The 20900-nt window shown below is 36.6% G+C and carries 21 protein-coding genes and 1 pseudogene; 14 read left to right on the forward strand and 8 right to left on the reverse strand.

Features of this window, described 5'->3' with window-relative positions; translation table 11 throughout:
* Positions 1–49 precede the first annotated feature (49 nt).
* Positions 50–211 (forward strand): annotated as a pseudogene (locus V7124_RS26280) (hypothetical protein); the annotation flags it as partial.
* A gap of 21 nt (positions 212–232) precedes the next feature.
* Positions 233–2107, forward strand: a complete 1875-nt coding sequence (fdhF, locus tag V7124_RS26285) for a formate dehydrogenase subunit alpha (protein WP_420490546.1) — start codon at positions 233–235, stop codon at positions 2105–2107.
* Between the two features lie 60 nt (positions 2108–2167).
* On the opposite strand, the gene V7124_RS15040 is transcribed toward fdhF, so the two are convergent.
* The gene (locus V7124_RS15040) at positions 2168–3469 is read right to left on the reverse strand and encodes an MFS transporter (protein ID WP_335415784.1); all 1302 of its coding nucleotides are present in this window, start codon (positions 3467–3469) and stop codon (positions 2168–2170) included.
* A gap of 221 nt (positions 3470–3690) precedes the next feature.
* Positions 3691–5190 carry a nitrate/nitrite transporter gene (locus tag V7124_RS15045; RefSeq protein ID WP_335490423.1) on the reverse strand — a complete coding sequence of 500 codons (1500 nt, stop codon included), beginning with the start codon at positions 5188–5190 and terminating at the stop codon, positions 3691–3693.
* A 297-nt stretch (positions 5191–5487) separates the two neighbouring features.
* Here V7124_RS15045 and V7124_RS15050 point away from each other — a divergent pair, with 297 nt between their 5' ends.
* Positions 5488–6645: an acyl-CoA dehydrogenase family protein gene (locus tag V7124_RS15050; protein WP_335490426.1), complete on the forward strand. Its 1158-nt coding sequence runs from the start codon at positions 5488–5490 to the stop codon at positions 6643–6645.
* A 44-nt stretch (positions 6646–6689) separates the two neighbouring features.
* On the opposite strand, the gene V7124_RS15055 is transcribed toward V7124_RS15050, so the two are convergent.
* Positions 6690–6872: an H-type small acid-soluble spore protein gene (locus V7124_RS15055; RefSeq protein ID WP_335418793.1), complete on the reverse strand. Its 183-nt coding sequence runs from the start codon at positions 6870–6872 to the stop codon at positions 6690–6692.
* Positions 6873–7341: 469 nt separating this feature from the next.
* Between V7124_RS15055 and V7124_RS15060 the strand changes: the two genes are divergently transcribed.
* The gene (locus tag V7124_RS15060; RefSeq protein ID WP_420490542.1) at positions 7342–9402 is read left to right on the forward strand and encodes an LTA synthase family protein; all 2061 of its coding nucleotides are present in this window, start codon (positions 7342–7344) and stop codon (positions 9400–9402) included.
* A 150-nt stretch (positions 9403–9552) separates the two neighbouring features.
* The gene (locus V7124_RS15065; protein ID WP_335418796.1) at positions 9553–10065 is read left to right on the forward strand and encodes an HD domain-containing protein; all 513 of its coding nucleotides are present in this window, start codon (positions 9553–9555) and stop codon (positions 10063–10065) included.
* A 53-nt stretch (positions 10066–10118) separates the two neighbouring features.
* On the opposite strand, the gene V7124_RS15070 is transcribed toward V7124_RS15065, so the two are convergent.
* Together V7124_RS15070 and V7124_RS15075 are read right to left on the reverse strand one after the other, a co-directional pair.
* Positions 10119–10595 (reverse strand): hypothetical protein, encoded by a 477-nt coding sequence (locus V7124_RS15070; protein ID WP_335490429.1) that lies wholly within the window; start codon positions 10593–10595, stop codon positions 10119–10121.
* A 113-nt stretch (positions 10596–10708) separates the two neighbouring features.
* Positions 10709–10810 (reverse strand): YjcZ family sporulation protein, encoded by a 102-nt coding sequence (locus V7124_RS15075; RefSeq protein WP_335418803.1) that lies wholly within the window; start codon positions 10808–10810, stop codon positions 10709–10711.
* Positions 10811–11146: 336 nt separating this feature from the next.
* Between V7124_RS15075 and V7124_RS15080 the strand changes: the two genes are divergently transcribed.
* From V7124_RS15080 to mnhG, 7 genes are read left to right on the forward strand one after another with little or no spacing between them, the layout of a single operon-like run.
* Positions 11147–13552, forward strand: coding sequence for a Na+/H+ antiporter subunit A (locus V7124_RS15080; protein WP_335490432.1), 2406 nt, complete (start codon positions 11147–11149; stop codon positions 13550–13552).
* Positions 13549–13974, forward strand: a complete 426-nt coding sequence (locus V7124_RS15085; protein WP_335490435.1) for a Na(+)/H(+) antiporter subunit B — start codon at positions 13549–13551, stop codon at positions 13972–13974. Before V7124_RS15080 ends, V7124_RS15085 begins: the two co-directional genes overlap by 4 nt.
* Positions 13974–14312 carry a Na(+)/H(+) antiporter subunit C gene (locus tag V7124_RS15090; RefSeq protein WP_335490438.1) on the forward strand — a complete coding sequence of 113 codons (339 nt, stop codon included), beginning with the start codon at positions 13974–13976 and terminating at the stop codon, positions 14310–14312. The genes V7124_RS15085 and V7124_RS15090 overlap by 1 nt, the downstream gene beginning before the upstream one ends.
* On the forward strand, positions 14305–15792 hold the full coding sequence (locus V7124_RS15095) for a Na+/H+ antiporter subunit D (RefSeq protein WP_335490441.1): 1488 nt from the start codon (positions 14305–14307) through the stop codon (positions 15790–15792). The genes V7124_RS15090 and V7124_RS15095 overlap by 8 nt, the downstream gene beginning before the upstream one ends.
* Before the next feature lie 7 nt (positions 15793–15799).
* Positions 15800–16276 (forward strand): Na+/H+ antiporter subunit E, encoded by a 477-nt coding sequence (locus V7124_RS15100; protein WP_335490445.1) that lies wholly within the window; start codon positions 15800–15802, stop codon positions 16274–16276.
* Positions 16276–16560, forward strand: coding sequence for a Na(+)/H(+) antiporter subunit F1 (locus tag V7124_RS15105; protein ID WP_335490448.1), 285 nt, complete (start codon positions 16276–16278; stop codon positions 16558–16560). The genes V7124_RS15100 and V7124_RS15105 overlap by 1 nt, the downstream gene beginning before the upstream one ends.
* On the forward strand, positions 16544–16912 hold the full coding sequence (gene mnhG, locus V7124_RS15110) for a monovalent cation/H(+) antiporter subunit G (protein ID WP_335490451.1): 369 nt from the start codon (positions 16544–16546) through the stop codon (positions 16910–16912). The genes V7124_RS15105 and mnhG overlap by 17 nt, the downstream gene beginning before the upstream one ends.
* A gap of 38 nt (positions 16913–16950) precedes the next feature.
* Here the strand turns inward: mnhG and V7124_RS15115 are convergent, their stop codons facing one another.
* The 3 genes from V7124_RS15115 to V7124_RS15125 all read right to left on the reverse strand — a co-directional run bounded on the left by V7124_RS15115 (position 16951) and on the right by V7124_RS15125 (position 19309).
* The gene (locus tag V7124_RS15115) at positions 16951–17214 is read right to left on the reverse strand and encodes a hypothetical protein (RefSeq protein WP_335490454.1); all 264 of its coding nucleotides are present in this window, start codon (positions 17212–17214) and stop codon (positions 16951–16953) included.
* Between the two features lie 90 nt (positions 17215–17304).
* Positions 17305–18771, reverse strand: a complete 1467-nt coding sequence (locus tag V7124_RS15120; protein ID WP_335490457.1) for a cbb3-type cytochrome c oxidase subunit I — start codon at positions 18769–18771, stop codon at positions 17305–17307.
* On the reverse strand, positions 18761–19309 hold the full coding sequence (locus V7124_RS15125; RefSeq protein ID WP_335490460.1) for a cytochrome c oxidase subunit II: 549 nt from the start codon (positions 19307–19309) through the stop codon (positions 18761–18763). The genes V7124_RS15120 and V7124_RS15125 overlap by 11 nt, the downstream gene beginning before the upstream one ends.
* 229 nt (positions 19310–19538) lie before the next feature.
* Between V7124_RS15125 and V7124_RS15130 the strand changes: the two genes are divergently transcribed.
* Together V7124_RS15130 and V7124_RS15135 are read left to right on the forward strand one after the other, a co-directional pair.
* Positions 19539–19667: a hypothetical protein gene (locus tag V7124_RS15130; protein WP_335418819.1), complete on the forward strand. Its 129-nt coding sequence runs from the start codon at positions 19539–19541 to the stop codon at positions 19665–19667.
* A gap of 211 nt (positions 19668–19878) precedes the next feature.
* A complete protein-coding gene (locus V7124_RS15135) occupies positions 19879–20868 on the forward strand; it encodes an ABC transporter substrate-binding protein (RefSeq protein WP_335490463.1) in 990 nt (329 codons plus the stop codon).
* Positions 20869–20900: the final 32 nt, after the last annotated feature.

The following is a 20900-nucleotide window of genomic DNA, read 5'->3' on the forward strand; positions in this document are numbered from 1 at the left end:
GATTAATATGTTTATATAGGTATTTAAGTTTGAATTAGGAGGGGAAATTGTGGGTGAAGCAAATTTAGTCAAAACAATATGCGGTTATTGCGGCACTGGATGTGGTTTAGTGCTTGAAGTCAAAGATAATCGAATTATGAAAATACGCGGAGATAAAGAAGCACCGGTTAATAAAGGTCAAACCTGTGTAAAAGGCACTTTTGCTTATGAATATGTTCATTCAAAGAATAGGTTGTCATCTCCGTTGATTCGCAAAGCTGGAGAATTGGTTGAAACCACTTGGGAGGAAGCATATCAATTTATTGCAGATAAATTATCTGGAATAAGAGATACGTGGGGACATAATGCAATATCGATGTTTGCTTGTGCTAGAACAACAAATGAATCCAATTTCGTTACTCAAAAGTTCATGAGGACTGTGATTGGCAGTAATAATATTGACGGATGTAACCGTACGTGACACGCACCAAGCGTTGCCGGTCTGGCAACTGTATTTGGAAGCGGTTTCCCAACAAATACGTTAGAGGATTTTGATCGTGCAGAAGTATTACTTCTAATTGGGTCTAACACCACGGAAGCCCATCCGATTATTGCGAACCGAATTAAAAAAGCGATTAAGAATGGTCTTAAAGTAATCGTCATTGATCCAAGAAAAATTGATATGGTGAAATTTGCCCATCGTCATTTACAAATTAATGTTGGAACAGATATCGCACTTATAAATGCTTTCCTTCGGGTGATTATTAAGGAAAATCTCTATAATCAAGAGTTTATTCAACAATTTACAATTGATTTTGAATCATTAAAAAAGCAGGTAGAACCATATACACCTGAATATGCAGCAACCATTACCGGATTGAATACAGAGGATATTGTTACAACTGCAAGAGAATATGCGAGTTCTTCTGGTTCGATGATTGCCTATACACTAGGGATTACGGAACATCACTGTGGTGTTAATAATGTCTTTGATATTGCGAATCTCGCTTTGTTAACCGGGAATATTGGCAAGGAAGGCACTGGAATTATGCCGTTGCGCGGACAAAATAATGTTCAGGGTGCTGGTGATATGGGCTGTCTGCCAAATCAATTGGCTGGTGCCATGAGTTTAGCAAATGATGAGTATCGCGCGCGTTATGAGAAGGAATGGGATGTTGAGCTTAATCCATTTGCTGGAGACACACAAACGAGGACATTTGACCGACTCGAAGCGGGAGATCTCAAGGCGCTCTATATTATTGGTGAAAATCCATTACTTGCAGATGTTCACATGAACCATACAAAAAAACTAATGGAAAAGCTTGATTTGTTAATCGTTCAAGATATTTTTATGACAGAAACAGCAAAAATGGCTGATGTTGTTCTTCCAGCATGTTCATGGGGAGAAGTTGATGGCACCTATACCAACACAGACCGAAGAGTTCAACGAGTCCGTAAAGCGGTAGAACCAGGTGTGAATGTTAAGGAAGATTGGGTTATTTTATGTGAACTTTCAACAATAATGGGTTATCCGTTGAACTATTCAAGCAGTGAAGAAATTTGGAATGAAGTTAGAAAACTTGCTTGGGAGATGTATGGAGGGATTTCATACGAAAGACTCGAAAATGAATACAGTATTCATTATCCATGTCCAACGGAGGATCATCCGGGAACATTTATCATGCATGAGCGATTTCATAATCAAGAGTCTGTTGTTGAAAAGTCACCATTTGTTCCAGTTGATTTTACACCTCCATTGGAACAGCCAGATGATGAATACCCTTTTACACTTACTACGGGTAGACGTTATGAATCGTATAATACACACTCGCAAACACGTTATTATGCTTCCGGGGTAAAAGTGAAACAGACGGAAGAAACCGTTGATATTCATCCTGAGGATGCTCTTGTTCTAGGAATAACAGATGGAGAAGTGGTTCAAGTCCGGTCTCGCCGCGGAGAACTTAAAGTTAAGGCGAAAATAACCGAACAAGTCGTTCCAGGACTTGTGTTCATGAGCTTCCATTGGAGCGAAACACCAACTAATGTTTTAACATTAAACGAATACGACCCGATATCAGGTACCGCAGAATATAAAGCATGTGCAGTTGCTATTTCTCGGATATAAAAAATGAGCACGGAATAATTCCGTGCTCATTTTTTTAATACCATAAAAAACAAGCCGGAATTATCCGGCTTGTTTTACTAACTGCTTCACTTCAGTAGTTTTTCTTTGATAGTAGAACCAGTTCAGTGCAAATGCAATAACATAGAACCCAATGAAGAAATAGAATGCTGACACTGGTGTACCTGTTGTATTAACAGACCATCCAAAAAGCTTAGGAATTAGGAATGATCCGTAGGCTGCAAAAGCGGCTGAGAATCCAATAACCGGTGCCGCTTCTTTTGGAATAAAAAGAGTTGGTATCATTTGGAACGTTGAACCAGAGCCAATACCTGATGCAAGGAATAGAACCAGGAATGAACCTAAGAAACCTGCAAACTGCTTTTCTGTTAAGAAGTAAATAACTCCTAGTGCGCCAATTGCCATCACCACAAATACATAGGCAGTTACTTTAGCTCCACCCAGTTTATCAGCCATCCAGCCGCCAACAGGTCTAGCAGCAGCAGCTACTAAAGCTCCTAAGAAGGCCAGTGAGATGTATTCTGGGAACTGTGATTTTAATAAAAGCGGGAATGCCGCTGAATAGCCGATGAAAGAACCAAATGTTGCGATATAAAGTACTGTCATAATCCAAGTGTGTTTACGTTTAACAATAACAAATTGGTCTGCCACCGATTGTTTAGCACCAGGGACATTATCCATTTTAAAGTAGGCAAGGAATGTCAAAATGGCAATTGGGATAACCCAGATAAAGGCAGCGTTTTGCAGCCAAACTTCCTGACCATTTGCTAAAACTTGACCTTTACCAGCGAAAGCAAAAGCACCTGTAGTAACGATTAATGGTGTAACAAATTGTACAACAGAAACACCCATATTTCCTAAACCGCCGTTAATACCTAACGCAGTACCTTTTTCTTTTTTCGGAAAGAAAAAGCTAATATTTGCTGAAGAAGAAGAGAAGTTACCCCCACCAAGACCACAAAGTGCTGCTAATAATAACATAATTGAAAACGGTGTTTCAGGATTTTGTACCGCGATCCCTATACCCACAGCAGGAATAGCTAACACCCCAGTTGAAATAACTGTCCAGGTTTTCCCTCCAATAGAACCGACTGCAAAGGTATAAACAAATCGTAATGTTGCCCCTACAAGTCCAGGGATCGCAGCTAATGTGAATAATTGTTCGTCTGTAAATGTAAAGCCAATATCATTGAGCCTTACTGCAACCACTGACCAAATTTGCCAAACAATAAATGCGAGCATTAATGAAGGAACAGAAATCCATAGATTTCGCTGTGCATGTTTTTTTCCTTCAGTCTTCCAAAACTTTTCATCTTCCGGATTCCAATAATTAATTCGTGCCATCTGTATCTCTCCCTTAAATCCACTTTCCTATTTTTTAAAGTGAATTTCCTTTGTGTTATCACTATAAACCACATGTTAACCTATTTTTTGTGAGGTACGTCACAAAAATAGTGAACGAATTGTGAAATTGGATTGAAAGACAAAAAGTTGTAATAATTACACCTGAAGGGCAATGCAATTTTTTGAAAAAAAATAGACCCTCCGAAGAAGATCCTTAGGGTTTATTTTTTTTGCTCCTCGACTTCATGGAACATAGCTACATAGTTTGTGGTGTCTCCATTGTCATCCCGAATAGCAGTAATCGTTAACCATTCCTGGTAGATTTCTTGGTTTTTTCGTTTGTTCCAGATAAAGCCTTCCCAGAAGCCCACCGTCAACAAACTATCCCACATCTTCTTATAAAAAGCATTGTCATGTTCTCCAGATTGAAGGACACTCGGAGTTTTTCCAATCACTTCATCCATAGTATATCCAGTAATCTTTGTAAAAGCAGGATTTACGCTTTGGATAATTCCACTTTTATCTGTAACAGTTATTCCATCTGTTGCGTGTTGGACAATCTTTGCGGAAATTTCTAGCTTTTCCTGATAGTAGAGCCAGACAACTAATACTGAACTTGCTAATGAAAACTCAGATAACGCCATGAAGCCAATTGCATAATGTCCGGTCCAATTAAAGAGAATGGTCAATATGATTGGCGGGAAAAAGCCGCCAAGGCCGCCCATGGCTGAGACAATACCATTCACAATACCTGCTTGTTTTGAAAAATATAAAGGTACCAATTTAAAAATGGTCCCGTTACCAGTCCCAGCACACATGGCAACTAATAAACAACCAAATGAATAGATAGGAAGAGATGGAGTAAAGGACAATAAAAATCCTGCAAAAGTTAGTCCAGAAAATACGCCAATCAGAATCAAAAAGGGATTAAACTTATCTCCTAACCAACCTCCTATTGGTCGAAATACAGTAGCTAGTGCTATAAAACCAGCTGTTCGAAATCCCGCATCTACCTTTTCTAAATCAAAATGATTCACAAGGAAGGACGGTAAATAAATGGTGAACGCGACAAAAGAGCCAAAAGTGATGAAATAAAAGATACTTAAAAACCATAGTTTTTGATTTTTATACACTTCATTTATTTGAGTTGATAAAGGGTTATTGACTTTTCTTTCATTTTTGTCACCAAAGAAGAAATTTAAAATTGCAAATACTAAAACCACAATTAGGAAAATTTGTATGGTTGCTCTCCAGCCAAATGTATTTGCTAAAACAGGTGCGGCGAATGAAGTAATCGCTGTACCAATATTACCCGATCCATAAATTCCATTAATAAAGCCATGTTTTTCTTTTCCGTAATATTTAGGCAGTGAGGTTACACCAATGGAAAAGACAGCTCCACCAATACCTAGCATAAATCCTGCTACTATTAACATGAATAAAGAGTTTGCAATACTTAGAATCCAAATAGGCAGTAATAAGGTAATAAAACTAATTGTAAACATTAATCTGGCGCCAAACCGATTTGTCCAATAGCCAATTGGAATTCTTAACAGTGACCCAAGAATGACAGGTACTGCAGTGGCCCAAGAAATTTCAGTTGTCGTCAGCTTAATATCAGCTTGAATGTAAGGTATGAGCGACGAAATAAGAACCCAAACCATAAAACCAGAGATAAGGCTTGTAGTTTGAAGAAATAATTGCTTTACTCCTTGTGGCATTCCAATCCCCCTTTATTACCAATATGTGTAATATTTCCGTAAAATAGTGATAAAATCAAATATTTCATTAGAATATAAACTATTGTTGGTAAATTTTTCATATCTATTATAAAACATTTACTATTATATATCAGTGAAATTAGACATGAAACTACATTTTTTTATTTTTAATTATAAAATGGAAAATATGGCCTGATTCGTGTATTATCAAATTAATTATCATGTAAATGAAAACATAAAAATCCTGATTGTATTCGGACATCTAATAGGGATGATTGATTGGGTAGGAGGAAGATGATGAAATTTCAAGATATAGATTCAATTGCTGAACAGCTAGAGTTGGTAGACGAACTTTCAAAACGATTCTTCTCAAGAGCTCACCAAGTTGATATCGAGGGAAGCTTCCCATTTGCTAATATTCAAGATTTAAAGGATACAGGTTACACATCATTAACGGTACCCAAGAAATATGGAGGGAAAGAAATTTCCTTATATAACATGCTGCGTTTTCAAGAAAAAATTGCTGAGGGGGATGGAGCAACAGCCCTTTCAATTGGATGGCATATGGGGATTATCAAAAATCTCGCAGAAAAAAACGCTTGGAATGAAGACATTTTTAAAAGTGTCTGTGAAGATGTAAAAAATGGCTCATTAATTAATAGTGCAGCAACAGAGCCAAAAACAGGAAGCCCAACTAGAGGGGGAAGACCCGAAACTACCGCTAATCAAGTTGGGAATCGTTGGATTATTAATGGAAGAAAGACCTTTACCACTATGGCTCCTGTTCTGGATTATTTTATTGTTAGTGCATCGATAATGGATTCAAATCAGGTAGGGAACTTTCTTATTCCTAGATCCTCGAAGGGGATAGTGATTGAAGAAACCTGGGATAGTATTGCTTTAAGAGGAACTGGAAGTCATGATTTAGTTCTTCAAAATGTGTCCATACCAGAAGAGTACTTTGTCGAACAACTAGTAAGAGAGGGGAAAAAAGCAAACGGATGGCTTCTACATATTCCCGCATGTTATTTAGGAATTGCAAAAGCTGCAAAGAAGAATGCGATAGAATTTGCCTTAGAGTATTCTCCTAACAGTATTGAGGGTACAATCATCGACTTACCGAATGTTCGTCAAAAAATAGGAGAAATGGAATTGAAGTTGATGGAGTCTGAGTATTTCTTACATTCCGTTGCGAGGCAATGGGATAATTCCGATGAACTAGGCAGAGGAGAAATGGGACCTATTTTAGGTGCTGTCAAACTTTCAGTTACCAACAATGCCATCATGGTTGTAGATTTGGCTATGCGATTAGTAGGGGCAAGAAGTCTATCACTGAAAAATCCACTTCAACGCTACTATCGAGATGTAAGAGCTGGACTTCACAATCCTCCAATGGAAGATATGACCATCCAGATTCTGGCGAATCACGCCATCAATAACGAAAAAATTAGGTAGAATAAACAACACCTCCACCCTATAAGAAAAGGTGGAGGTGTCGTTTATTCTTCTTCCATAAGTTCGCCAATTTCAACATTGCTACGTTCCTCGAGAGGTCCTCTCAGGTGAACAGTCGCTGTTCTTCCGTCTTCATTTATTTCATCAATCCAAACAGAAGCCCCGTTATATTTGACTTCAATATCTGCAGAAGAAGATAGAATTTGCTTAACACGATTCGCATTCATTTATTTCACTCCTCATATAAATTGTCTTTTTATTTTTACCTTCGAGTGATTTTTCATTCGTATTTGCTTTAAAATGAAACCGTTTTCTTCTATTATAAATAGTTCTAAATGCAGAGCTTGTTTTATATTCTGTAAAAGATAAGACTAAACGCATATTGCATGCCATAAATTTCAGGTTTATGATTACTTGGGATACGATTCATAAAATATTTGAAACTTAACGAGGTATATTTCGTCATATATTAAAGAAGTTCAAATCGGCCTAATGCGAAGTTGAAAATGTGTATCAATACATCTAATGAAAAGGACCAAGCTTGTAGAAAGTTAGTTTACTAGCTAAATACAGTGAAAATTGACGAAATAATGGTTATTTATGGGAATGGTTTTGTTTTTATTTTTATAATAAATGTGATATAGTAATTGAGGTTCGTTTACCGACGTTCATTGGTAAGTGAGAGGAGATTTAAAAATGAAAAAGATTAGAATGCCTAATATAAAAAATAATGGATCGATTGCTTTCTTTGCAATTGCCGTTGTTTTATTTTGGCTAAAAACATACGCAGCCTATCAAATTGAATTTACCCTTGGAATTGATAATAACTTACAAAAATTCTTATTGTTTATTAATCCATTAAGTTCAGCGCTATTCTTTTTTGGTTTAGCTTTACTTTTCAAAAAGCGGATGAAATTAGTAATCATTGCTACAAACTTCATTTTGTCGTTTTTATTGTACGCCAATATTGCCTATTACAGATTCTTTAGCGATTTCATTACCGTTCCGGTATTAATGTCAACGAAAACAAATGCTGGACAGCTAGGTGATAGCGCTCTTTCATTAATGTCTCCATTTGATTTTATGTATTTCTTAGATTTCTTTATTTTAATTGCGCTAGCTCTTACTGTATTTAAGAAGGTGACAGTGGAGCATAAAAAGTCATTTAAAGTGGTCCTGTTGTTTGCGGTCACAGTATTCTTGTTTAATCTTGGATTGGCTGAAAAGGACCGTCCACAGCTTTTAAGCCGTTCGTTCGATAGAAATTACTTAGTTAAGTATTTAGGTGCTTATAACTTTACGATTTATGATGTGATTCAAAATATTAAATCATCGGGTCAAAGAGCTCTTGCTGACAGTAGTGATATTACGGATGTAGAGAACTACAGGAAAGCCAATTTCTCAAGTCCGAACCCTGAGTATTTTGGTAAAGCCAAAGGCATGAATGTCGTCTATATTGCGTTGGAATCACTTCAAAGCTTTGCAATTGATTATAAGATGCCAGATGGGCAGGAAGTAACACCGTTCTTAAATTCCTTAGTACATGGGAATGAAGCCTTTTATTTTGAAAATTTCTTTCATCAAACAGGACAGGGAAAAACATCTGATGCGGAATTCTTAATGGAAAATGGATTATACCCTATGGCTCAAGGTGCTGTTTTTGTTAATAAAGCTCAAAACACCTACCAAGCAATGCCAGCCATTTTAAAAGGTAATGGGTATTATTCCGCTTCATTCCATGGAAACTATAAGACGTTCTGGAACCGCAACGTAATGTACAAAGCGTTAGGATATGATCAGTTTTTTGACGCAGAATATTACAATATGACAGAGGAAAACACCAAGAATTACGGTTTAAAGGATAAGCCATTCTTTACTGAATCGATGCCATTACTTGAGAGCTTACCACAGCCGTTCTATACGAAGTTCTTAACCCTTTCAAACCATTTTCCATTTGAAATGGACCCAGAGGATACCGATTTTCCTGCTGGTGAAACTGGTGATAAAGTGGTCGATCAATATTTTCAAGCCGCTCACTATATGGATGAAGCCATTGAACAATTTTTTAATGATTTAAAAGCTTCAGGTTTATACGATAATACTGTAATTGTGATGTATGGAGACCATTACGGTATTTCTGAAAATCACAACGAGGCAATGGCGCAGGTTCTTGGTGTGGAGGAAATCACACCTACTCTAAATGTTGGCTTACAGAGAGTTCCATTATTTATTCATGTCCCTGGAGTAAAAGGTGGCATACAGCAGCAATATGGCGGTCAGGTAGACGTTCGTTCAACGATCCTTCATCTTTTAGGTATTGATACAAAAGACTACATGGAATTAGGTTCAGATTTATTATCCTTGGATCATCGAAACTGGGTTCTATTTAGAAATGGTGATTTTGTTTCACCTGAAATTGTTCAAGTAAAAGATAAGTGCTATAGTAATGAAACAGGAGAACTTCAAGAAGATACGGGTGCGTGTCAACCGCTAGCGGATAAAGTTGCTATAGAACTTCAAATGTCAGATGAAATTGTTCATAAAGACCTATTGCGATTCTATCAACCTGAAGGTTATACACCAATTAATCCGAACGATTTTCAATATTTAGCTCCAAAGGTTAAGAAAGAAGTGCCTGAAAGTAACGAAGTGAAAGACAATGATGAAATAAATAACACAGAGGATACAAATGATACTGACGGTACTAGCGAAACTGAAACCGAAAATATTATTGATACTGAAGGTGCAAATGAATAAAAAATGAATATAAAAAACAAAAGGGCTTTCATTGTAAATGAAGGCTCTTTTGTTTATTAGTTAAAGTGGATAAATATGTAGCTTTAACGAAACGTATATACTATAATGAGGATTAAAAAATTGCATTTTGCATGGAGTGGAGAGATTGATATGAGAGATGTAAAGTTAATACACATATTCGAACATCATATTGCACAAAAGTACCTAAATCGATCTGGAATTGCCCATGCAATTGCTGTAGCCTATCATGCCTTTGATTTAGCAAAAGAACATCAAATCGATCTTGATACTGCTGCAAAGGCGGGGCTATTACACGATATGGGGCATTATACTTGGTATAAAAATGGAAAATGGGATTATGATTTGTATAAACAGAATGACATTCACCCGATTAAAGGGGCTGAGCGGGCACATAAATTATTAATTCGTCTTGGAGAAAATCCAATCAAGGCAAAGACAATTGCTTTGGCGATTTTGTTTCATACCGATTCCTTTTTACCATCTAACGATATTATTCGTACACCACTACAGCAAATTGTGAAATTGGCCGATGAAAAAGACGAAGAAAAGGGTGGTATGCATCATTACCGAACGATTGAATATGATCGGGCCAAACAGAGTATTATCCGTTTGGATGAGTGGATTGATATCGAACTTGCATAAACGAAGTAAATAAGAATAAGCTGTGCAATGTGCACAGCTTTAAATCATATATCTTATACTCGACGAAAGCCTTCCTCTGTTAAAAAATCTTCCACTTCTCCATAGGTATCGAAGCTTTCTTCAAGGTTTAATCCAAAATAAATATTCCATGAATCGTTTTCATTGATTACGATAAGATGATGCTTTTCACCATTAACCCAGCGTTCTTCAACTTGATTACCAATAATGGCTTCTTCTGTAAGTGACTTTTCTACTGGTAATAAAGACTCAATAGACTCTTTAATCAATTTCTTTAATTCATCTGCAGTAAAGTCCCGGATATTTACCATTCCTTTTTCATCTTGCTCATAATTATGTAGGTTTCCAGCAAAAACAAAACCATTTCCATTGGGATGGAGGTGATAGACCACATTTTTTTTGTCAGATGCACTGTTTGGCAGCTGAAAATTCACCCGTTTAAGTGAGACGTCTTTACGCTCTAGTTCAGGAAATGATTCAATAATCGCTAATTTTTCGTTAAATGTTAACATACTTGCCTCCAATAATTTTCGTAATGTTACTATCATACCGATAGTTGGAGTGAAGATACAACTTTTTATTTAAAAAGTGCTTTAGCAAGTACCCGCTAAAGCACAATTCTTTATTAATAACCGCTACCAATAAAAGCAGATCCGATAATAATTAAAAGAATAAACAAAACAACTATTAATGCAAATGAGTTGTTATGACCACCTTGTTGACCCATTCTTTCTCACCTCCACCATAATCTACTTCAATTTATGAATAAACGACCCGGAAAGCTTGGACTAAGTTCATGGTTTATATTATTATTTAATAAAAAACATTGAATAGAAACTAAGGTCATGTTAACATTATGTAAATGAATAAAAACGATTTTTGGAGGAGCCTGTCACCAAGGGATAACTATGTCCCTTGATGGCAGGCTCTTTTTGTGTTTTTTTAACTGAAGACAGATGAAAAGAACCGAGAGGTGGAATGATAGTAAATATCTAATAATTGGAAAACTAAAAGGCAGCTGTCCACCAAAAGAGGTGGTATCTCAGATTAAGGAGGTTTTGTTTTGTATTCTTTACACGTGGCTATCGTAGCACCATTGATCCTTTCTATTTTTATTCCGCTATTTTACAGACTGTTTCGTCAAATACATACAGGATGGTTTGTGCTACCGTTACCTATTTTATTATTCATCTATTTTTTTACTTACGTTCCGGTAACAATGAGCGGGAGATCATTCAGTAATAATATAAACTGGATCCCGTCATTAGGAATTAACTTTAGGGCACAAGTCGATGGACTCGGTCTTTTATTTTCCCTGCTAATAACTGGGATCGGGGCGTTGGTTGTTCTTTATTCAATTTTTTATTTAGCAAAGAAGAAAGAAAAACTAAACAATTTTTATGTATATTTACTACTTTTCATAGGTGCAATGCTTGGAGTTGTCCTATCAGATAACCTAATTGTAATGTATGCATTTTGGGAGCTAACCAGCTTTTCATCTTTTCTTTTAATAGGTTACTGGTACGAACGAGATAAATCCCGTTATGGTGCACAAAAATCAATGCTCATTACGGTATTTGGTGGACTCGTTATGCTAGGGGGAATCATCCTCCTTTACATTATGACTGGAACCTTTAACTTCACTGAAATTATGTCTCAAACAAATGCAATTTTTAACCACGAATTATTTGTGCCTGCGTTACTTTGTATTTTAATGGGGGCATTTACAAAATCTGCACAATTCCCGTTCTATATTTGGCTTCCAGATGCCATGGAAGCACCTACACCAGTTAGTGCATATTTACACTCGGCAACGATGGTGAAGGCAGGAATATATTTGGTTGCACGTTTTACTCCTGTGTTCGGGGAACATTTTCTATGGTTCGGGCTTGTAGCAGGTGTAGGAATACTGACCTTAATATGGGGTTCAATATTTGCGGTGAAACAAACCGATCTAAAGGCGATTTTAGCCTTTTCTACTGTCAGTCAATTAGGACTTATCATGTCATTGCTTGGAGTTGGAGCAGCGGCACTACATTATGAATTTTTGGATGATAACATTTTTACAGTAGCTGTTACAGCTGCTATTTTCCACTTAATCAACCATGCTACCTTTAAAGGAAGCTTGTTCATGGCAGCAGGAATTGTCGATCATGAGACAGGCACCAGGGATATACGTAAATTGGGTGGATTAATGCATTTTATGCCGATTACGTTTACCATTTCAATAATTGGTGCATTCTCAATGGCAGGACTTCCACCATTTAATGGTTTCTTAAGTAAGGAAATGTTCTTTACAGCGATGGTTCATGTAACCGAAATGGATATTGTTAACCTCGAAACCTGGGGGATTCTCTTCCCAGTACTTGCTTGGATTGCCAGTATCTTTACCTTTATATATAGTATGATTCTTGTTTTTAAGACTTTCACCGGTAAATATCAGCCAGAAAAACTTGAGAAGAAACCACATGAAGCCCCAATTGGATTACTGATTTCACCGGTCATATTAGTGTCACTTGTGATGATTTTTGGTTTTTTTCCTAACCTATTATCGGATAGTCTCATCTCGCCAGCTATGGCTTCGATTCTTCCAAGTCTACTAGGGCCGGGGGAGGAATTTATCGTTCATATTGCTTTCTGGCATGGACCTAACATTGAACTGTTTATGACATTTGGGGTAATTATTCTAGGCACAGTTCTCTATAAAACGCATTCTAGATGGAAAAAAATCTACATAGCGATTCCAGAGAAGCTTACCCTTAATCGATTTTATGACTACTTATTAAATGGGGTACAATCAATCTCTAATAAGGTCACAACTACCTATATGAACGGATCGATTCGATCGTATCTCGTATATATATTTACATTCTTCATTCTTATTCTTACAGTCACCCTTACTGGAAAGAATGCTTTTAAATTCGACACTAGCAATGTATCTTCGATAGGAGTATATGAGGTTGTCCTAGCCATTCTTATAGTTTTAGGATCGATATGCATCCTTTTTGCTAAATCAAGAATGACATCTATCATTCTACTCGGTGCTGTTGGTTATACTGTTTCTTTATTCTATGTTCTATTTCGCGCACCTGATTTAGCATTAACGCAGCTTGTTATTGAAACGATTTCTGTAGCCTTATTCTTGGTGTGCTTCTACCATTTACCTAAATTAAGAAGGTTTGAGACAAGAATGAGATTTAAATTTACGAATGCTCTCATCTCCATTGGTGTAGGTGCAGTAGTAACGTTAATCGCACTTTCTGCTCATAGCAATAAACTATTTGATTCAATATCAAAGTATTACGTGGAGAATACGTATACAGAGGCTGCCGGCAAAAACATGGTAAACGTCATACTAGTTGATTTTCGCGGCTTTGATACACTTTTTGAAATCACCGTATTGGCCATAGCTTCTTTAGGAATCTTTGGCATGATCAAACTAAGATTGAACAGGAGGAAAGAGGATTGAGAAAAACAAACAATCTCATACTTGAAACAGCCGTAAAAGTTCTTCTCTTCTTTATTGCCCTGTACTCAGTCTATATTTTTACAGCTGGCCATTATTATCCTGGTGGAGGGTTTATAGGAGGGCTAATGACAGCCGGAGCAATTGTTCTCCTATTAATTACCTATGATATCAAAACAGTTGTTAAAATTTTGCCAGTAAACTTCCGAATTCTTACTGCGATTGGGCTCCTATTTGCCATTGGAACAAGTGCAGGTTCTCTTTTGTTTAATGTTCCATTTTTGACGCATGCATTTGGTGATGTGCAAGTACCGATTCTTGGTGAATTATCTCTTCATACAGCAACAGTTTTTGATTTAGGTGTTTACTTTGTTGTTATCGGAGTTACGATGACCATTATTCAAACGATAGGGGAGGATGAATAATGGAAATTTTAATGGCATTTGTTATTGGCATTCTGTTTATGACTGCTACCTATTTAATGCTTTCAAAAAGTTTATTACGTATTATTGTCGGTACAGGACTATTAAGCCACGGTGCTCATCTCCTTATTCTTACCATGGGTGGACTTAAACGAGGAGCTGCACCTATTTTAGGGGGGAATGAGGAGAGCTATACAGATCCACTGCCTCAGGCGTTAATTTTAACGGCAATTGTAATCAGCTTTGGTGTGACAGCCTTTTTCTTAGTATTGGCATATCGAGCCTATCAAGAGCTGGGGACAGATAATGTTGAAGAAATGAGGGGAACCGAAGATGACTAACTTAATCATTTTGCCTATTTTAATCCCCTTAATTACTGGGGCAATTTTAATTTTTCTTAATCAAAGAATAATGGCTCAGCGAGTTATTGCAACATTCTCTTCTATAGGTACAATTATTGCTGCTTGGTTCATGATACAAAGGGTACGGACTGAAGGGGTTCAATCCCTAAACGTCAGCAGCTGGGAAGCTCCATTTGGAATTACGTTAGTATCTGACATGTTTTCAGCACTATTAGTATTAACAACAAGTATTATTGCGTTTGTTTGTTTAATTTACTCCTTTAAAACGATTGGGGTAGAACGTGAAAAATACTACTTCTATGCTGTATTTAACTTTTTATTAGTAGGAGTGAATGGGGCGTTTACAACAGGTGATATCTTTAACCTATTTGTGTTTTTTGAGGTTATGCTGATGTCTTCTTATGTTTTGTTAGTACTTGGAGGAACAAAGATCCAGCTAAGAGAATCGATTAAGTATTTGCTTGTGAATGTCATTTCATCAGCATTATTCGTAATCGCAGTAGCCTATTTATATTCAGTAGTTGGTACATTAAATATGGCCCATATTTCGAGTCGCATTAGTGCAATTAGTGTAGAGGGGATGCCGGGTATTTTAACGGTTATAGCTGTTTTGTTTTTAATCGTTTTTGGTTTAAAAGGGGCAATTTTCCCACTTTACTTTTGGATGCCGGGATCCTATTACGCACCACCTGCCCCTGTATTAGCGCTATTCGGGGCTTTATTGACAAAAGTCGGAGTTTATTCGATTACAAGAACGTATACGCTTTTCTTTTATCATGATATGGATACTTTTGGTCTTCTTTCCATTCTAGCGATTTTGTCAATTGTGTTCGGTGTTATTGGCGCAATTGCCTTCTGGGATATCAAGAACATTATTATATATAATATCATCGTTGCTGTAGGTGTTATCTTGTATGGGGTTTCCGTCTTGAACACAGCTTCGATAACGGGGGCTGTTTACTATTTGATTCACGATATGCTAATAAAAGCAGCCTTATTCCTGCTAGTTGGAGTTGTCATTTCGATTACAGGAACGAGTAATTTAAGAAATATGAGCGGACTTATTAACCGTTATCCAGGTCTTGGCTGGACATTCTTTATAGCCGCTTTAGCTCTGGCAGGAATCCCGCCATTGAGTGGATTTGTTGGAAAGCTTCTTATCGTGCAAGGCGGATTTGAGGGAGAGAGCTTTACAGGTGCTTTTATTGTTTTAATGTCCAGTTTACTCGTTCTGTTCTCTGTTATGAAAATCTTTATAAACGGTTTTTGGGGAAAGGACCGCACTTACCGAGATGAGGAAAAAACACCTGTAAAACGCTTGCTTATTGCTCCAGTTATTTTGGTAGTGATTTCAGCTCTCTACGGAATAGGTTCTGAAACTATATTACCCTATATTACTCAGGCAGCCGATACCTTAGTAGATCCCAATATCTATATTAATGCTGTCTTAAAGGAGTGAAAAAGCTTTGGCATTTCAAATTTTATTGAATGTGGTGTTAGCCTTTTTATGGATGTTTATTAAGGTTTCCTATGATCCCATTAGTTTTATAAAAGGCTATATTTTTGGACTCCTTGTTATATTTGTGCTAAGACGTTACTTCAATAGCCGTTTTTATTTGGTTCGATTATGGTCCTTTATCAAGCTAATCTTTATTTTTATAAGGGAACTAATCTTGTCTAATGTAGCCATTGTAAAAATTGTTTTAAAGCCTAGATTGGATATGAGGCCAGCAATTTTTGCAATGGACACGGAACTTACCAAGGATTGGCAGATCATGCTGCTTTCAAATTTAATAACATTAACGCCCGGGACATTAGTCATTGATGTTTCAGAGGATAATAAAACCCTTTTTATTCATGCGATGAATATTGGAGAAGTAGAAGATGAGATTAACAGTATTAAGAATTCCTTTGAAAAAGCAATTTTGGAGGTGAGCAGTTAATGCTTGATATCGTGATTCAATTAGCTCTGTTAATTTGCTCCATTTCCATGCTTGGATTAATTTATCGGGTCATAAAGGGTCCAAGTGTAGCTGACCGAGTGATAGCCCTAGATGCGATTGGTGTGAATCTCATTGCGATTACGGCATTGATTTCAATCGTTTTACATTCTCATGCTTTTCTGGAAATCATCCTTTTGATTGGTATTCTTGCCTTTATTGGGACAGTAGCGTTTGCTAAGTATTTAGAGAAGGGGGTTATTATCGAACGTGAGCGTAATCATTGATTTTCTTATTGGATTTTTTATCATAGTTGGATCATTGCTCTGCCTTATAGCTACTATTGGCGTGATTAGGCTTCCAGACGTTTATACTAGAAACCATGCCGCTTCCAAAGCTGCTACCCTAGGGGTCATGTCGATTTTATTAGGAGCTTTTTTATACTTTTATGCGCTGGAAGGTCATTTTAATTCCAGGCTTATTTTAGGAATTATCTTTCTGTTTATGACTTCGCCAATTTCTGGTCATTTAATTAATAGAGCAGCTTATAATTCAGGAGTAAAACTTTGGGATAAAAGTGTAAGAGATGACTTAAAAGAATATAATAAAAAGGTAATGGAGAAATCATCTGTAGATTAATATAGAAAAAAGTGTTCCAATATTGCGTGGAACACTTTTTATTTAGATTCTATTATCCGAACATATTCTCTGGGTTTAAATGGTTCAAAAAGTTTTAATTGAACAATAGGTTCCTCCATGTTTAAATTCGTATTTAATGGACTAATTTCATTGTTCATTGGTACTACATTCAAATTAATTATACGGGATTCCATTTGATTAACAGTAAACTTCCGATCATTTTCTTGCTGTTTCTGCAGGTACCACGCTGCTGAAAGTAATATTATAAATATAGTAAAGTTAACTGCAATTTTTATTTTCATTTGTACATACACCTCCAGTTTAGGATTAGTATGTACAAAAAATAAAAAAACAACCCTTTAGTCATGTGAACGACTAAAGGGTAAATTTATTTAAGATGCAGATTTTAGAGTTTTATCTATTGAATTGCTCCCAATCATTTGTAATCCAACAATAAAGCGAATGGTAAAGATGAGGGATGCAGCAATGATAAAAATTCCGCAAAGGGCTCCAACCTGATCAGAAGCAGTCCATTGTGGCAGATGCTCTGCCCATCTCCTTGGTGCACTGATTTTTCCTGCATAGAGGAATGACCCTGTTAAGCCAGTGAAAAAGATAAAATAGGTAAAAATCGCAAATTTATCCAAACTATTTTGTGTTTGAGTTCCTTCTGTATTATTAAAGTAATACATAAATCCGAAAATCATCGCAATAACGCCCATTCCCATATAGGTGTGGAAGTGACCTGGAACCCATTTTGTATTATGCATCACATGGTTGACCACAATGGTTGCATCTATGATTGCTGGTACAGCACCGGCAACCCAGCCCAGCATCGACAAAAACATCATTGTCGAGGCAAAATTCCATTTAATTGCCGAACGGAAGACAATTATTAACGCTCCATATGCTGTGACGACCATAACAGGAAGTCCGTTTGCATAGGATAAAACCTGTCCAATAATTAGCATCCATTTTGGAACAGCAAAATCCATTAGCAGGTGGTGGGTATAAATCATTAAAGTAAAGATGGTCGATGCATTCCAGGCAATCAAAAAGGCCCTATTCGATTTCCAAGGACGACCTGTATATTTAGATAAAATTTCATAAACAGCGATAACCGCCATATAAATCGTGCAGTTTGCAAAAATATGACCGAAAGCATACGTCAAATGCTTAGCCAGCATAGGGTCAATGGTAATAGCCGGATTAATAATATTTAAAATTGAAGCAACTAAGACAAAGGCACCTGCAAGAATGGCAATGGAATTCGTGATGATTACCATTGTTGTCGCAACCGCAGCTGGAGGAGGACCATAGCCTTTTTTTCTTCCAAAAATATAATCCCAGCCAAGAGTTTTATGTAATCCGCCATATTCTTTGGTTAATCTTGCTGCTAAATAGAAGTACATGACCAAGTATCCAATGCCTAATACCAACATTCCGAATAAGAATAATAAGGCACCTGTTTTACCGTAAAGTCCTGCAGAGTATGCTGGCAGCGGAAAAAGGAAGGTCCAGCCATCTGAAAAATTAAATCCGAAAATGGCGACAAGGATCATGACAACCCCAATTAAAGAAAGAATTAGATTAGTGAAAAATACCTTTGCATTTAGATAGATATGCTTTGATAGGAAGTACCACATTATCGCACTGCCTCCTAACGCGGCGATACCAATCATTCCTGTTCCGTGAATAGTCATGATCTTATAGAAAAACTGCGGTGATATATGTACCACATTACCTTGGTTTAATAACATGATTACTCCGAAAATCATCATTAATACGAGTACAACGGAGGTAACGATTAAAGACAAAGCAATACCTTTATTGGTAATCAAACGGGCTTTAGTTATCATTGTCGTTTCCTCCTTTTGGTTTAACAATGATATCTTTCATCATCACATGATGACCAACACTGCAATATTCCAAGCATAAAATTTTATATGTACCCGGTTCGTCAAACGTAATCGCGACCGTATTTGTGTATTCCGGCATTGCTTGGGTTTGAGCAATTAACTGTAAATCGGGGTTATAGATACCGAATCCATGTGTAACATCTTTACTTGTCACTCGAAATTGGATTTCTTCTCCGACCGTAAAGTTTTCATCGCTAAATTCCCATGCGTATTGTAATCCGGTCACCTCAATAATTTTGGCATGTTCTTTAGCGATTGCGTGTGGATTATCATATGGGAGCTTGCTTAGAGACATAGCTGTAGCAAATCCCATAAGTGCTAACAGCCCGAGAAAATAAAATTTACGAATTTTATAGCCTTTTTCTTGTATTGGTCCATATTCTCTTAATTTTCTCGATTCCCCATATACAAAAGCAAAAGCCAATGCAAGCAAGAAAACGAGAAACAATGTAGCGTACCATGCGATTGATTGGTACATATACATCCCCCCTTATCAAATTACTAAACAAGCGATCCCCTAAACCACTGGTTTATATTCACATAATATTTTAATCTAGTATTTGTTAAAAAATAGTGAATTATATCATACCCTTACTAAAAATTTTATATAGGAGTACATTTTGTTGTTATACAAATACAAATTTCTACCCCCACAATCGCTCCAAATCTAACGAACCATTTAGTAATTAAAATAATGGAGGTTAGATATGGGAACTATTTTGATTGATATCGATAAACTACTAGAGTCAACGGCAAATCTAACATCTGAGAAAAACATCAATAAATTAAAAAAAATAGAAATCGATAAACTTTTAGATCAAACACAAAATTGGTAAAATAAATATAAAATTGAAAAGGTAACCATGAAAAGTTCTCTATTATAGAGGGCTTTTTTTATTTTTTAATAGATAAAAAATTTGTCGCTTTAAAGCGCAAAAATATTTTTTAATAATTCTATTGCTTTTAGTCTAAAAAAATACTAGAATAACTTTTATAATATAATAAATTTTTCGAAAATTAGAAAATGATTACAGGGGGATGTAACGGATGAAAAAGGGTGTAAAAGTCTTGTCTTTTGCTTTAGCAGGGATGATGTTGCTTGCTGGGTGTGGCAGTAAGGAATCAACAGGAGGAAAAGAAGGCGACAAAGTGTTTAAAGTTGGTATTTCTCAGTATGTATCACATACATCGTTGGATGAGGCCACAAAAGGATTTAAAAAAGCATTAGAAGATAAAGGCATTAAAGTAGAGTTTGACGAGCAAAATGCCCAAGGTGAAGCTGCGAATGTTCAAACGATCTCTAATAATTTTGTTGGAGATAAAGTTGATCTTATCTTTGCTAATGCAACGCCAAGTGCTACTGGAGCACTGAATGCAACGAAGGAAATTCCAATTATCTTTACTTCGGTTACAGATCCAGTGGGTGCTGAATTAGTTAAGGCGTTTGACAAGCCTGGTAAAAATATTACAGGGACAACTGATAACCATCCAGATGGAACTGCAAAAACGATAAACTTTATTACAGAAGAAGTAAAAGCGAAGTCTATTGGTGTTATTTATAATTCTGGTGAACAAAACTCAATTGTTCAAGTGGATGAAGTGAAAAAGTTAGCAGAAGGAAAAGGTGCGAAGCTAGTAGAAGTGTCTGTTTCTACCTCCGCTGAAGTAAAACAGGCTGCTGAATCCTTAGTTGGCCGTGTGGACGCTATCTATATTCCAACTGATAATACAGTTGTTTCTGCTCTAGAGTCTGTTATTTCAGTTGCAAACAGCAAAAAAATCCCTCTTTTTGTTGGTGAGCTAGATTCAATGAAAAAAGGTGCCGTGGCTGCGAGCGGCTTTGAATATTATGATATTGGCTATCAATCAGGTTTAATGGCTGCTGAAATTTTAAGTGGAAATAAAAAGCCATCCGAAATTCCAGTAGAATTGCCAAGCAGCTTAACGCTTATCATTAATAAAAAAGCTGCAGAAGCACAGGGGCTTGAAGTAAAAGAAGAATGGAAAAAACTTGGTGAGTTTTACGAAGGTAAATAATAAAGTCTGAATTCATAACGATTGTTGTTAAA

Origin of the sequence: Neobacillus niacini, assembly GCF_036961885.1 — a bacterium.
GTDB lineage: Bacteria > Bacillota > Bacilli > Bacillales > Cytobacillaceae > Neobacillus > Neobacillus niacini_H.